14 protein-coding genes are annotated in these 13,235 nt (G+C 68.5%); 6 read left to right on the top strand and 8 right to left on the bottom strand.

Features of this window, described 5'->3' with window-relative positions:
- Positions 1–97 precede the first annotated feature (97 nt).
- The 4 genes from E6C72_RS06700 to E6C72_RS06685 are packed head-to-tail and all read right to left on the bottom strand — an operon-like array spanning position 98 to position 3,279.
- A complete protein-coding gene (locus E6C72_RS06700; RefSeq protein WP_109443785.1) occupies positions 98–430 on the bottom strand; it encodes a hypothetical protein in 333 nt (110 codons plus the stop codon).
- 59 nt (positions 431–489) lie between these two features.
- On the bottom strand, positions 490–1,650 hold the full coding sequence (locus E6C72_RS06695) for an ABC transporter permease (protein ID WP_247876026.1): 1,161 nt from the start codon (positions 1,648–1,650) through the stop codon (positions 490–492).
- The gene (locus E6C72_RS06690) at positions 1,647–2,510 is read right to left on the bottom strand and encodes an ABC transporter permease (protein ID WP_109443784.1); all 864 of its coding nucleotides are present in this window, start codon (positions 2,508–2,510) and stop codon (positions 1,647–1,649) included. Before E6C72_RS06690 ends, E6C72_RS06695 begins: the two co-directional genes overlap by 4 nt.
- Positions 2,503–3,279, bottom strand: a complete 777-nt coding sequence (locus tag E6C72_RS06685; protein WP_109443783.1) for an ABC transporter ATP-binding protein — start codon at positions 3,277–3,279, stop codon at positions 2,503–2,505. The genes E6C72_RS06690 and E6C72_RS06685 overlap by 8 nt, the downstream gene beginning before the upstream one ends.
- A 622-nt stretch (positions 3,280–3,901) precedes the next feature.
- Here E6C72_RS06685 and E6C72_RS06680 point away from each other — a divergent pair.
- The gene (locus E6C72_RS06680) at positions 3,902–4,531 is read left to right on the top strand and encodes a hypothetical protein (protein ID WP_109443782.1); all 630 of its coding nucleotides are present in this window, start codon (positions 3,902–3,904) and stop codon (positions 4,529–4,531) included.
- A gap of 37 nt (positions 4,532–4,568) precedes the next feature.
- On the opposite strand, the gene E6C72_RS06675 is transcribed toward E6C72_RS06680, so the two are convergent.
- On the bottom strand, positions 4,569–4,832 hold the full coding sequence (locus E6C72_RS06675) for a DUF3126 family protein (protein WP_083897313.1): 264 nt from the start codon (positions 4,830–4,832) through the stop codon (positions 4,569–4,571).
- Between the two features lie 293 nt (positions 4,833–5,125).
- Here E6C72_RS06675 and E6C72_RS06670 point away from each other — a divergent pair, with 293 nt between their 5' ends.
- Positions 5,126–6,853 carry a caspase family protein gene (locus tag E6C72_RS06670; protein WP_247876025.1) on the top strand — a complete coding sequence of 576 codons (1,728 nt, stop codon included), beginning with the start codon at positions 5,126–5,128 and terminating at the stop codon, positions 6,851–6,853.
- A gap of 31 nt (positions 6,854–6,884) precedes the next feature.
- Here E6C72_RS06670 and E6C72_RS06665 read toward each other — a convergent pair whose 3' ends face one another.
- Complete coding sequence (locus E6C72_RS06665) at positions 6,885–9,296, bottom strand: ankyrin repeat domain-containing protein (RefSeq protein WP_109443799.1); 2,412 nt, start codon at positions 9,294–9,296, stop codon at positions 6,885–6,887.
- A gap of 218 nt (positions 9,297–9,514) precedes the next feature.
- Between E6C72_RS06665 and E6C72_RS06660 the strand changes: the two genes are divergently transcribed.
- Entirely contained in the window at positions 9,515–10,405 is an 891-nt protein-coding gene (locus tag E6C72_RS06660) for an ROK family protein (RefSeq protein WP_109443780.1), read from the top strand.
- Between the two features lie 221 nt (positions 10,406–10,626).
- Entirely contained in the window at positions 10,627–10,866 is a 240-nt protein-coding gene (locus E6C72_RS06655) for a hypothetical protein (RefSeq protein ID WP_247876024.1), read from the top strand.
- A gap of 126 nt (positions 10,867–10,992) precedes the next feature.
- Here the strand turns inward: E6C72_RS06655 and E6C72_RS06650 are convergent, their stop codons facing one another.
- The gene (locus E6C72_RS06650) at positions 10,993–11,190 is read right to left on the bottom strand and encodes a hypothetical protein (RefSeq protein ID WP_136700687.1); all 198 of its coding nucleotides are present in this window, start codon (positions 11,188–11,190) and stop codon (positions 10,993–10,995) included.
- Between the two features lie 547 nt (positions 11,191–11,737).
- Between E6C72_RS06650 and otsB the strand changes: the two genes are divergently transcribed.
- Complete coding sequence (gene otsB / locus E6C72_RS06645; protein ID WP_109443778.1) at positions 11,738–12,535, top strand: trehalose-phosphatase; 798 nt, start codon at positions 11,738–11,740, stop codon at positions 12,533–12,535.
- A gap of 85 nt (positions 12,536–12,620) precedes the next feature.
- Positions 12,621–12,857, top strand: a complete 237-nt coding sequence (locus tag E6C72_RS06640) for a hypothetical protein (protein WP_109443777.1) — start codon at positions 12,621–12,623, stop codon at positions 12,855–12,857.
- Between the two features lie 15 nt (positions 12,858–12,872).
- Here E6C72_RS06640 and E6C72_RS06635 read toward each other — a convergent pair whose 3' ends face one another.
- Positions 12,873–13,184: a peptidoglycan-binding protein gene (locus E6C72_RS06635; RefSeq protein WP_109443776.1), complete on the bottom strand. Its 312-nt coding sequence runs from the start codon at positions 13,182–13,184 to the stop codon at positions 12,873–12,875.
- Between the last annotated feature and the right edge of the window lie 51 nt (positions 13,185–13,235).

Here is a 13,235-nt window from a genome sequence, read left to right as displayed (position 1 = left end):
AGGCTTTCCGCATCCCAGCCATACGGCAGTATGGTAGTGGCGGGAAGGCGTCAAGGGGCTGTCGGCTTCGCGACAGGCCCAGGCAAAACAGACCAGTTCAGGCGATGCCGCTCAGCGATCCCCCACCAGCCGGCAACTCCAGCACCCGCAACGCAACGGCACAGCGGCTGACCGCCGCCTCGGCCAGGGCGTGACGCTCGCTCAACCCAGCCTCATCCACCTCGTCGGGGGTCATTGCCTGCAACAGGACGCGCAGGGTCCGAACATAGGTGCGCAGCAGCGTGGCTTCCTCGGCATGGTCGCCCAGCAGACCGGCCTGCCCAGCGGTGCGCAGGGCGACGAGTTCACCATCGAGCGAGGCCGCGGCCGTCTCGATGGCTTGCAAGGCCCGCGTCAGGCGGACATGCTTCAGAACGACGATGTCGGCCATGCCCACCTCCCCTCCCGGCTGGAACGGCGGGATCAAAGCAATGACCGTGCCAGAGCCGCTCAGCGTCCACGCATCGATGGATGCCAAGCCGTCGTCACCCGCTCCAGCACCGCCAGCGCGCCGTAAAGGCCGGAACCCGTCAGCGCCGCCACGGCGATGGTGGCCCAGACGACGTCCAGATTCATCCGCGCCACTTCGGTGGAGATGCGGAAACCCATGCCGACCACCGGCGTGCCGAAGAACTCCGCGACGATGGCGCCGATCAGCGCCAGGGTGGAGTTGATCTTCAACCCGTTGAACAGGAAGGGTAGCGCGTTGGGCAGCCGCAGCTTGGCCAGCGTCGTGCCATAGCCGGCGCCGTAGGATCGCATCAGGTCGAGCTGGATTCGCTCCGAGTTGCCGAGGCCCGCCAGCGTGTTGATCAGCATCGGGAAAAAGGTCATGACGACGATGACCGCGGCCTTGGATTGCCAGTCGAAGCCGAACCACATCACCATGATCGGCGCGATGCCCACCACCGGAATGGCGCTGGCGAGATTGCCGAGCGGCAGCAATCCGCGGGCAAGAAACGGCACGCGGTCGGCAAGGATTGCCACCAGAAAGCCGGCACTGCACCCCATGACATAGCCACGCAGGACGGAGGTCAGGACCGTCTGACGGAAATCGTCCCACAGCACCGGGGCGTTGTGGATGATCGCGACGAGGATCCGGGATGGCGCCGGCAAAAGGATGGCCGGCACCGAAAATCCCGTCACCAGCTGTTCCCATGCGACCAGAAGGCCAAGGCCGAACAGACCGGGCACCAGCACCGAACGGGTCCAGCCCGGCACGCCGGCAAACACCGCCATCACCCGCCACAGCAGAACCATCGTTCCAAACAGGAACAGCCACAGTCCCCAGGCGTCCGACAGCATCAGCCCGCCATTCATCAGATGGAGGGGCAGAAGCCAGGCGAAGGCCACGCCGGCCAGTTCCACCCAGGCGCCCCAGACGCGCTTCGGCGCGAAGGCGGCGGCGATCACCGCCAGCACGAAGCCGACGAGGAAGAAGGGCGCGTTCGTGCCATCGAACCAGCCGACGGGCTCGCCGCTCCGATCGGCGATCGGAAAGGCAAGCCCGGCCAAGATCGGCAGACCTATGGCGATCAACCCCCAATCGACCGCGCTGCGCAGGTTGGTGCGGTAGGGGTTCGTCGCCTCATCGCTCGTCAAATTGCTCATCGCGCCCCCGCCCGGCCCAGCAGGACCAGCTCCAGTCCACGCACCACGGCGATCAGCGCCACGGACAGCAGCGAGGCCATGATCAGCGCCGCCCAGATCTGTACCGTCTGGCCGTAATAGGACCCCGACAGCAGCCGCGCCCCCAGCCCGGCCTGACCGCCGGTCGGCAATTCGCCGACGATGGCACCGACCACGCTGATGGCAACCGAGACCTTGAGGCTGGCGAACAGGAACGGCATGGAGGCCGGCAGCCGCAGCGACCAGAAGGCGCGCAGCCCGCCGGCCGAATAGGTCCGCATCAGGTCGAGCCACAGCGGATCGGCGGATCGCAGACCCTTCACCATGCCGACCGTGATCGGGAAGAAGCAGAGATACATGCAGATCACCGCCTTCGGCAGCAGCCCGGTCAGCCCGATGTTGCCGAGGATGACGACGATCATCGGTGCGATGGCCAGGATCGGCACCGTCTGCGAGGCGATCACCCAGGGCAGCAGGCTGGCCTCCAGGGTCCGGGTGTAGACGATGCCGGCGGCGAGAAGGATGCCCAGAACAAGGCCCATCGCCAGACCGGTCAGCGCCGCCTCCGCCGTCACCCAGGCATGGAACAGCAGGTTGCGCGGGCTGGTCGGCGCGTAGCCGGTCAGGGAATTCCACAGTTCCACCACCACCTGATCGGGGGTGGGCAGGATCGGCCGCTTCATCGCGTAGGCCTGGGCCAGCACATCCGCGACGCCGGTTGGCTTGCTTGCACGCATCAGCGTCTCCACCGCCTGCGGCCAGTTCAGCCAGGCCGCACCGACGTACCAGGCCGCCAGCAACAGCAGCGTCATCACGGTGACGGGAAGCGCACGCCTAGTCATCGTAACTGTGCCCCTCCTTCAGCCCCTCGCGTACGCGGTGAGCGATGGCGGCGAATTCCGGCGACTCGCGGATGTCCAGCGTGCGCTCGCGCGGCAGGCTGTCGCAGTCGATGACATCAAGGATGCGGCCGGGACGCGGGCTCATCACCACGATGCGGGTGGAGAGGAACACCGCCTCGGCGATCGAATGGGTGACGAAGACACAGGTCTTGCCGGTCGCCCGCCACAGCTGGGTCAAGTGCAGGTTCAGATGGTCGCGGGTGATCTCGTCCAGCGCGCCGAACGGCTCGTCCATCAGCAGCAGGTCCGGCTGCAAAGCGAGAGCGCGGGCGATGGAGACGCGCTGCTGCATGCCGCCGGAGAGTTGCCAGGGGAACTTGCGCTCGAAGCCCGACAGGCCGACGCGTTCCAACTGCTCGCGGGCTCTTGCCTGCCGTTCGGTGCGGGCGATTCCCATGATCTCCAACGGCAGCATCACGTTGCGCTCAACCGTCCGCCACGGATAGAGCGCCGGCGCCTGGAAGACGTAGCCGTAGAGCCGCTTCAACCGCGCCTGCTCCGGCGTCATGCCTTCGATGGCGATGTGGCCGGAGGTCGGCCGCTCCAGATCGGCGATGACGCGCAGCAAGGTGGTCTTGCCGCAGCCGCTGGGACCGATCAGCGATACGAAATCGCCGCGGGCGATGGTCAGCTCGACCTCGCTCAGCGCCGTGACCGGCTTGTCCGCCGTCGGGTAGACCAGCGAGAGTTTGCGCGCCTCGACAACCACTGGGGACTTGGCCGAAGAAGCGGCCCGGTCCGAGCCTTGTCGGGGAGCGGTCGCCTCCCGGACATCGAGCGGATTTGGGAAGGTCACGGGCGGCGGTCCTTCACAGGGCGGATAGGGTGCGGAATTGGAAAGCGGACCTGACGGTTTGGTCAGAAATCATCCAACTCGCAAACTATCATCACCCTGATCGAGGCACCAGGGTTGCAAAAGCCCAACCCTCTCGCCCAAGGGAATCGTAACGCAACTTTAAGGGAGGCCTTTTCCCAAGCGAGATTGGTACACACATGTGCGCCCCGTATTCTCGCGCCGCCGGACACGCACAATGCGCCGACGACCACCGAAAGGAGGTGACGCGAGTGAAAAAATTCCTGAAATGGCTCCGCCGCTTTTGATTGAAGCTGAAGTTCGAGTTGGAAGCGGGCTTCAACAGGGACCAGGGCAGGTAAAGCCAGACTTGGTGGGGCCGGGAAACCGGTCCCGCCATCCATGAAGCGGCTCGCGTCACCTCCTGCGCCGCAGATTAGCGCCCCCCGGTTCATTTTCAAGGCAAGGGCGAAAGAACTGGACGGGCGACACTCCGCCGGAACAGGATCACGCCCCATTCCCCCAGTCCGCCCGCAACATGCCCGCCGCCAAGCCGCTCCCCAGTCTGGAAGTCACGCGCGAAGACAGCGCGGCCGGTGCCGTGTTCGTGGCGACACCGGTGCTGACCCCGGTGATCCGCACGCGCTATCTGCTGATCGCGGGGCTGCTGGCGACCGGCTTCATCGCCGGGGCCGGTCTGGCGCCCGACGAGCTGGCCGGAATGCTGCAATGGCTGGCCGTCTTCTGCGCGGTGCCGGTGCTGCTGCTTTGGGTGGTGACACTGTCGGAGACGGTGCAGCGCCGCGCCGTGCGGCTTGGCGTGACGGAACGCGGGCTGACGGTGGACGGCGCGCGAATCCATCCGCACCAGACGATCCGGGATCTGGCGATCTATCCGATGGTGGGCGGCAAGCCACTGTTCGTGGCCTGGATCGATCCGGCGCACGAGTACCGCCACAAGGCGGAGATGACACTGGTCGCCGGCAATGTGGCGCCCAACGACGCTGTGAAGGCGGAACTGAAGGCCGCGGGCAGCCGAAACGTGCGGTTGGTCATGCATCGGCGCGGCGGGCACAAGGCGATCGTCCTGGTCCGCGGCCTGACCCTGTCGGGCGGGCAGACCCTGCTGGCCGCCCTGGCGGCGGAGCTTCGCGCTCACAGCCGCTAGGGGGCCCAGGGCGAAAGACCGGAAAAGACCGAAAGGCTCAGCGGCGCGGAATGGCCGGCGGCTCCGGCAGGTCCTCTTCCAGAATCACAACGTTGAGGGCGTAGGAGATTTCGCCTTCGTCATCGTCACGGTTCAGCGTGCCGAAGAACTCGCCATCCACCGTCACCTCGGCCGACTGGCCGGCCTTGGCCGGCGGCTCGATCACGATCTTGGGGTTGCCCAGGGTCTTGCGCAGGTACATCTGCACGCGGGCGATTTCGGTGTCGGACATCCGGACGGCGGACGGCTTGGCGGGCGGCATGGCGAACCTCGTTGTCTGCGAAGGAGCGTCATATAGGCGGCTTCGCCGCGAAGGGAAAGCGATACATCGCCGCTTCACGCGCGGCCATCGCAAGGTGTGGCGCGTGCGCAAAGCGCACCCTCGTCCACGCGGGGTAACGCCGGCACCGTCCGACGCTCCGAATGAGCGGCGCTTCCGAACGGCGGAAAAGGCTATGCTCCCGGCGGCGGTACGCTTCCCGGCAACGGGCGGCGCACAGGCTCATGCCCATTTCCATGGCAAGAGGCTGCCGCGACTACGAAGGATGGAACGCCGTGACGAAGACCGCAACGCCGACCGCAAGCCATACAGACCGCCGCCCGGCCGGCAGGTGGAGGCGCCGCCTCAAGGCGACCGTCCTGACGGCGGCACTGCTGGCCGCCCTGCCTTTCGACGGCATGCAGGGGGGGCGTGCCTTGGCGGAAACCGGAAAGCGCGTGGCCCTGGTCATCGACAATGGCCGCTACACCGCACTCGACAGCCGCTCCGACCAGGCGGCCGCCAACGCCTCAGCGATGACGGCGGCCTTGCGCAGCGCCGGCTTTTCGGTGACGCGGGCCGACAATGTCGGGCGGGTCGCCATGGAGTCGGCGCTGGAGCGCTTCCGCGAAGCACTGTCGGGGGCCGAACTCGGCTTCGTCTATTACACCGGCCTCGCGGTCGGGGTGGGAGAGCGGGAGTTCCTGCTGCCCGCCGACGCCGCTCCGACCGGAGCGGACGATCTGCCACGCAGCGCGCTGGATCTCGACGGTCTGCTGAGCGACCTGCGTGACAGCGGGCGCAAGGCGGTGGTGGTGATCGACCCCGCCGTCGCCGAGGCGCTGGCCCAGCGGGTGGGCGGCGGCGCGCTGGGCACGCCGATGGAGGCGGACGGCCTGTTCATCGTCTATGCCCACCGTCCGGGCATTCCGCCGGTGGCTCCGAAGCCGGGCAAGGGCCCCGATGCCTTCACCGCCGCCCTGGCGCGCGAAATGGTCAAGCCCGGCGTCACCTTCCGCGATTCGCTGGCCGAGGTGGCGCGTGCGGTCGCCGAACGGAGCGACGGCCGGCAGTTGCCCTGGCTGCAGGACCGGCTGGGCAGCACTCTGGTGCTCATGCCGGCCGTCGCCGCCGCTCCTGCGAAGCCGCAAAACGCTCCGCCCGTGTCGCCCGCTCCCTCCGCCACCACGCCGACAAAGGAGCCGCCTGCGGTCACCACCACCAGCCTTCCGCCCGGCGCGTATGAGATGGCGAAGGCCGGCGTCCTGTTCGACCGGCCGGCCGTCGGCGCCCGCGGCGTCGCCCAACTGGCCGCCGGCAGCGCCGTGACGGTGCTGGAGCCGGTGCCGGAGGGAAGCTGGCTGCGCGTCCGCGACTCGGTCGGCCGGACCGGCTATCTCACGGCGGGCGCGCTCGCCGCCCGCTGGGCCGACCCGTCGCCGCAGGCCGCCCGCGCCCGTGGGCCGATCGAGACCGGCCCGTCCTTCGGCGATCCCGGTATGGAGCAGGGCGTCGAACCGCCGGCCGCCGGCAAATCCGACCCGCTCCAGGCCGAACAGCCGCGCAGCTTCCCCAGTGCCGCGCCAGGCACCGGCTTCTCCACGCCGGACGGCGCGGCGGTGGAGGCGGAACAGCTGGCGATGCGTGCGCTGGGCGACGCCCGCACGGCGGCGGAACGGGCGCGCAGCCGCCCCGACAGCCGGTACTGGAGCTACGGCTTTTCCGGCGGCGACCGTTATGAAGGGGCCTGGGCGCAATCCTCGTCGAATTCGGGAAGCAATCCGGCACTGGGCCGGCCGATCCGGCAGGGAACCGGCGTCTACCGCTTCGTCAACGGCCAGACATACGAGGGGGAATGGTCGGGCGACCTGATGTCCGGCTACGGCGTGATGACCTTCACCGACGGCAGCCGCTTCGCCGGGCGTTTCCGCGACGGCCAGCCGGACGGTCCCGGCATCTTCCACTACGCCAACGGCGGACAGAGCGCCGGGATGTGGCGCGGCTCCGTCCGCCTTGATCAGTAAAGCTGAGCCAGTAAGGATCAGCCGGCAAGAATCAGCGCGGCTTCAACGCCTCCACCACCTGGACATGCCCCTGCAAGGCGCCGAGAGTCAGCGCGGAGTTGCCGTTGGCATCCATGCGGTAGGGGTTGGCACCACTGTCGAGCAGCAGCTTCGCCACCGCCTCGTGCCCGTTGTTGGCGGCGTACATCAGCGCCGACCAGCCATAGGCGGTGGTGCGGTCGACCATCACCCCGCGCTGGATCAGCGTGCGCGCAACATCCTCGTGGCCGCGGGCGGCCGCGGCCATCAGCGCGGTCTTGCCGTCGCTGTTGGTGGTGTCGAGGTCGGCGCCGCCATCGGCCAGCGCCCGGACCACGGCGTCATGCCCGCCCCAGGCGGCATACATCACCGCCGTGGCGCCGTCGGAGGTGCGCAGGTCGGTTCGGGCGTGGCGGTCGAGCAGCACGCGCACCGCATCGGCCAGCCCCTGCTCGGCGGCGATCATCAGCAGGGTCTTGCCATTGTCGAGACGCGTGTCGGCGTTGGCCCCGGCCTGGAGCGTGCGCGACAGCTCCGCAGGGTTGCGCAGCAGGGCAAGGACCGATTCGCGGTCGCCCAGCCCCGGCGCCGCCTTCACCGGCGCCACCGAGCTTCCAGGGGCGCTTCCGGGGACGGTGCCGGATGCCGTTCCCGTGCCGGAACCGGTGTAGGTCCGCTGCTCGCTCGCCGCGCGGATGCGTTCCGCCAGATCTGGGCTGTCGGGCGATATCATCTGCGCCCGCTCGTAAAAGCGCTTGGTCTCCGACCAGTCGCCGTCGCGTTCGGCCAGCATCGCCCAGCGGCGATAGGTGTCCGTCATGGTGGTCAGCAGTTCCGTCGCCTCCGGCGAGGTCGGCGCGATCTGGCGGATGCGCTGCACCGTCTCATAGGCGTTGTCGCCCGGCGGGGTGGTCAGGCGCTTGCCGGCGATCTGGCGGCGGGCCTGATCGACCATCGCCCGCACCCGTTGGGTGGCATCGGCATCCGGAACGGCGGCCTGCGACGGCGCAGCCGGCACCACGGCGGTCGCCGACGGATCCTCCAGCGGCGGCAGAGAGGCGACACCCGGAGCTGCTTCCGTAACGCCGGTCGCGGAAGGTTTGGCGGCGGCGGCCGGTTGCGTTTGGGCCGGCGGCAGGACCGCGGTCTCGACCGGAACGGCAGTCGCCGGTTTCGACACCGTCTGGGTGCCGGTGGCAGGCGGCGGCACCACTGTCGCCTGGGAAGGTGCCTGGGGAGGCGCCTGCGCAGGGAGGGCGGCCGTCACCGTGGGCTGGCCCATGGGTTGAGCCGTGGCTTGAGCCGGGGGCTGGCCGGTTGACTGGTTGACCGCGGAAGAGGCCGGCAGATCGGGAGTGGGCGTGGCCGCCACATCGGCGGCATGCCGCCGGTCAGTCGGCGCCGTCCCGGTCAGTCCCTGGACGGTCCGCTCGATTGCGTCGCGTGCCTTGGTCCAGCCCTCCTCGACCGTGACCAGCGCACGATCGGGGAGGACACCCGGCACCGCGGTGGCGATCGCCGCACCGGCGGCGCCCAGCAACACCAGGGTTGTCAGCGCCGCCCCGGCATAGAGCGCGGTCCGGCGCGGCGCGCGCATGGCGACGCCCTGGCCCGGTCCGGAGCTTCCCGGCCCGGCAGCGCGATCGGTCCAGTCCCGGCCATCCTGGAGGCTCTCGTCGTGCCAGCGCTCCTGCTGTCGCCCGACCGACCAGTCGTTCGCGGGCGGAAGCGCGGCGGACTGCGCGGGAATTTGCTGGGGCTGGGGGGGAACCGCCAGCATCGGCGCAGGCCTCGACGCCGGAGGAACCTCCCGGACATGCTCGACGGGGCCGTTGCCCGCCGTCATCCGGTAGATCACGCCCATGTCGCGCAGTTCGTCCGTCAGCCCGGCGCGCGCCAGCGTTCCTTCCAGCTCGGGGGTGCCGCACAGCAGCACCTGCATGAAGCGGCCAGCCGCCGTCTCCGCCCGGGTCAGGTCGACCAGATCCGCCAGCACCGGCGGCGCCAGCACGGCGGCGTTGTCGACCGCCAGCAGCCCGGACCCGGCAAGCTCCAGCCGTTCCTCCAGCGCCGCGATCAGCGTGTCGAAATCGGCCTCGCCGTCTCCTCCCGCAACCAGATCGGGCAGCGCGCCGGTGCCGGCGGCGGCGACCAGATCCTCGATCTCCGCACCGATCGACGCCGCGACCGGCAGCACCATGGCGCCGTCGGCGTCGATATGCTCGACCAGCTGGCGGAACAGGGCAGGACGTCCAGAACCGGCATCGCCGACCAGCACCAGAAGCCTCTTACGCGCCAGAAAGGCCAGAACCAGTCCATCGCGGATCTCGGCCGCCGTGACGCCGGCGGGCTCGGAAACGGGATCGTGGTGGCCCGGAGCGGCGCGCCGGGCGCGCGAGGAGTGTTTCGGGGCAGAACGGTCCATGGACATCTCAAGACGCCGATCAGTGAAGGATGCGCTGATGAGACTCTAGTGATGCGCCCCCCAAGGCCCGACGGAGCAAAGGGCGGTTGTCCCCTCTCTTCCGGGGTGGGTGGACTGACCCTTCCGGCACGAAAGCAACCCTGGTCCGCCGGACGGGGGAGGGGTATAGGGTTGCCCGCGAAAATCGGTCATTCCCCACCATCCGGACGGCGACAGGCATGCGAGTCGGAATCGATTTGGGCGGCACCAAGATCGCCGCCGTGGCGCTGGACCGCGATGGGACGGAGCTGGCCCGCCACCGCTGCCCTACACCGCGCAGCTATGATGGGACACTGAACGCCCTGGCGGAAACGGTGGCCGCCCTGAACCCGGCGGGAAACGGGGGAATCGGCATCAGTCTGCCCGGCGTGGTCGATGCCGCCGCCGGACGGGTGCGCGCGGTCAACCTGCCCTGGCTTGAGGGACAGTCCTTTGCCACCGACGCGGCGCGGCGGATCGGCCGGCCGGTGCGGATCGCCAACGACGCCAACTGCTTCACCCTGTCGGAGGCAACCGACGGGGCGGCGGCGGGAGGAGGGTCGGTGGTGTTCGGCGTCATCCTCGGCACCGGGGTCGGCGGCGGCATCGTCGTCGATGGCCGCATTCTGCCGGGCGCCAACGGGCTTGCCGGGGAATGGGGGCATGCGCCGCTTCCCTGGCGCGAGGAGGCCGATGGCCCGCCGGCGTCCTGCGGCTGCGGCAAGACAGGCTGCCTGGAAACCATGTTGTGCGGGGCCGGGCTGTCGCGCCTGCACCGCCATCTGACCGGCGAGGCGCTGGAGCCGCCGGAGATCGCCGCCCGCGCCCAAGCCGGCGATGCCGCCGCGGCCGGCACCCTGGCCCGGCATGCCGATGCCCTGGCCCGCGCGCTGGCGCCGGTGCTGAACCTGCTCGACCCCCACATGGTGGTGGTCGGCGGCGGCCTGTCAGCGTTGCCCGGCCTGTGCGAGGCGGTGACGCGGCGCTGGGGCGCCTGGTCGCTGGCGGCCCAACCGCGCACCCGGATGGCGGTCGCCCGCCATGGTGCGGAAAGCGGGATGCGCGGCGCCGCCCGCCTTTGGCCCGGCTGACCAGGTCCAACCGAACCGCACCCGCATCACACCACCACTTTCGGGAAAGCGACCGCAACCAACGGTCACAGGATGGCACGGGACTTGCGCATTCTCCGGTCAGACCGAACGGGGGTACGCCCATGATGCGGAAGAAATTGGGGACGCGGGCCACGGGCAACAGCGTTCATTTGCATTTTGCAAACCGGAACGCAACGCGGGCCGGGAAACCAGCGGCGCGTTTGCATTCTGCAAATGACTCCGCCAACCATGACCAGACTGCCGTCCAGGGCACCAGCCGCCATCTGGAGCATGCCTGCGCACGGTTGCAGGACGCGGCTGTCGAGTTGGAGACTGTGCTGGCCACCCTGCCCGGCGAAGAACAGGCTGACCTGCATGAAGCCATCGGGTCGATCATGGAGACGCTTCAACTGATCGCATCCGCCCATGCCCGGTTGGAACCGCCCATCGCTGCCGACTGACGGTCACTCCCACCGATCGGCGACGGGACTCAAGCGATATGAGCGCGACATGAAGAAGGGCGGCCCGACAGGACCGCCCTTCTTCATTCGATTGACCGGCGGAGACCCGCCCGGTCGGTGCCTGCATCAATCGGTGATGGTCTGCCAGAAGAAGAAGGCGACGGCGAGGACCATGATGGCGATGTCCATGGGAACGGCTCCTGTGGATGACGGCGGATAGGCGTTTCGCTCCGATCTATACGACAGTTCGCAGTCCGGCGGCAGTGCTTCCGTTCCCCTGCGGCGGTTTTTCACTCCCCCACCCGATCCGACGGCGATGGGCAAAAAAATTCCGGCATGCGGACAAAGCCGGCGCGTTGAACGCCCGGCCAGACACAGGCCGTCGGGCAGGCCCGACCGGCAAGGGCAACCCTATGCGAAAAAAAGATTTTTCCTGAAATTCCGCACCGCCGGCATCAAGCGCCGGCCCTGCCCGTCGGCTTGGCAATCCCTGCAATGCAGGGTTTTGCGCCAGAAAATCGCAGCGCTATGACTTTTGTAAGGGGTTGCCTTCCCTGGGCGCTTTCTGGCAAGAAAAAGGCCGCTGGAAACAGCGGCCTTGAGTTTAGGGAGGAAACGCCCAAGAAGGGCGAAGCAGCAATCGCTTGCTGCACTGCAACAGTACCAGAACCCGGGGGGCCCGCAACCCCCAAAGGCGGCCCCTGTACGGGGCCGCAGCTTTTGGACAGATCTGTTGCGGATCGGCCACATCCGATCCATTCCTTTGATTGAAACGCGAGCCGCTTCCGCGTACCGCCCGTTACATAGCCGAGGCGTTCCGGCCCCGGTCCGCCGCCTCATTCCGACAGGCAGTGGTTCCGAGGATCCCGTCTTGACCCTTCCCCCCCCATCCGCATTCGCGGAGTTCGACAGTTTCGCCGCATCGCTGGGCGGCCGCACCCCCGCCTTTTTCCTCGATTATGACGGCACGCTGGCTGCTATCGCGCCGCGTCCTGAACTGGCGGTGATGCCCGCCGAGGCGCGCATGGTGGTCCGGCGGCTGTCGGCGCTCTGCCCGGTCGCCTTCGTCAGCGGGCGTGACCTCGACGATCTGACCGCGATGGTGGCGGTGGACGGGCTGGTCTATGCCGGCAGCCATGGCTTCGATCTGCGCGGGCCGGACCTGCGCCGGCAGGTCGGCGTGGAGTATGTCGCCGATCTCGACATCGCCGAACGGAGTCTGCACGGCCGGCTCGACGGCATTGCCGGCGCCCTGGTGGAACGCAAGCGCTTCGCCATCGCCATCCACACCCGTCAGGTCGCTGCACCCGAAAAGTCCATGGTCGCCGATGCAGTCCGTGCGGTGGTGGAGGCCCAGCCACGCCTGCGCATGACCGGCGGCAAGGAACTGTTCGAGCTTCGCCCCAACCTGCCCTGGGACAAGGGCCGCGCGGTTCTCGCCCTGCTGGACGCGCTGGGTTTGGAAGGAGCCATCACCATGCCGATCTACATCGGCGACGACGAGACCGACGAGGATGCCTTCCGCACGCTGGCGGAGCGGGGATACGGCGGAGGGATCGGCATCCGGGTGATGGAGGGGCCGGCGGAGACGGCAGCGACCTGGAGCCTGCACGATCCGGCGGAGGTCACGGCCTTCCTGGACCGGCTGGCGGATTGGCTGGCGGGGTAAGGCCGCTTCGGCGCATCCACCCGATTCACCAACCCTAAACCCCTGCCCCGCTATCCTTGCGTTTCAACCAGCCGGACAGCGCGCCATGGACATCGGATCGGCCACCTCCGCCACGCCCTACCGGCCACAGGCCAGCGCCGTCGACGGACTGCAGGACGCCCAGGCCCGCACCGAGGCGGCGTCGGAGCAGATTGCCTCCGGCAACCTGGACCCGGCTGTGGTGCTCGACCTGACCTCCGCCCAGGTGGATTTCGCTGCGAACGCCAAGGTGCTGAAGGCGACGCAGGAGAACAGCCAGCACCTGCTCGACATGCTGGCCTGAGACCAGTCCGCCACGTCAGCGCGGCTTGTTGGGCCCGTAGATCTTGGGCTGGCTGAAGTTAAGGTGGTCGAGAAGCCCCTGGGTGGCGCAGCCGTCCACCGGCAGTTTGGCCGCGCGCTGGTAGGAACGGATCGCCGTGCGGGTGCGCGATCCCATCTTTCCGTCCACGGACCCGGCATTGAAGCCATGATCGTTCAGCGCTTCCTGGGCGCCGGAGATGAAGGCGCGGCGCATCTCGTCCGGCAGATTGTCCGTTTCGCAAGCGGCGAAGGCCGGCGTCGCCAGCAGCATGGCGGCGCAAAGGACCGGAAGAAGAAGTCTGTTCATGGATTGATTGCTCCGGATCGTTGGAGTTGCAGCCTGTGAAACAGCCGAGCC

It is taken from the genome of Azospirillum sp. TSH100, assembly GCF_004923295.1.
Lineage (GTDB): Bacteria > Pseudomonadota > Alphaproteobacteria > Azospirillales > Azospirillaceae > Azospirillum.
Note: the sequence above shows the minus strand (reverse complement) of the source record. Positions and strands in the feature narration are given on the sequence as shown.

Coding starts and splice junctions, on each gene's coding strand:
- E6C72_RS06690 (WP_109443784.1), bottom strand. CDS start 2,510: ATGACTAGGCGTGCGCTTCCCGTCACCGTGATGACGCTGCTGTTGCTG.
- E6C72_RS06675 (WP_083897313.1), bottom strand. CDS start 4,832: ATGCCGCCCGCCAAGCCGTCCGCCGTCCGGATGTCCGACACCGAAATC.
- E6C72_RS06695 (WP_247876026.1), bottom strand. CDS start 1,650: ATGAGCAATTTGACGAGCGATGAGGCGACGAACCCCTACCGCACCAAC.
- E6C72_RS06640 (WP_109443777.1), top strand. CDS start 12,621: ATGGACATCGGATCGGCCACCTCCGCCACGCCCTACCGGCCACAGGCC.
- E6C72_RS06700 (WP_109443785.1), bottom strand. CDS start 430: ATGGCCGACATCGTCGTTCTGAAGCATGTCCGCCTGACGCGGGCCTTG.
- E6C72_RS06665 (WP_109443799.1), bottom strand. CDS start 9,296: ATGGACCGTTCTGCCCCGAAACACTCCTCGCGCGCCCGGCGCGCCGCT.
- E6C72_RS06635 (WP_109443776.1), bottom strand. CDS start 13,184: ATGAACAGACTTCTTCTTCCGGTCCTTTGCGCCGCCATGCTGCTGGCG.
- E6C72_RS06680 (WP_109443782.1), top strand. CDS start 3,902: ATGCCCGCCGCCAAGCCGCTCCCCAGTCTGGAAGTCACGCGCGAAGAC.
- E6C72_RS06660 (WP_109443780.1), top strand. CDS start 9,515: ATGCGAGTCGGAATCGATTTGGGCGGCACCAAGATCGCCGCCGTGGCG.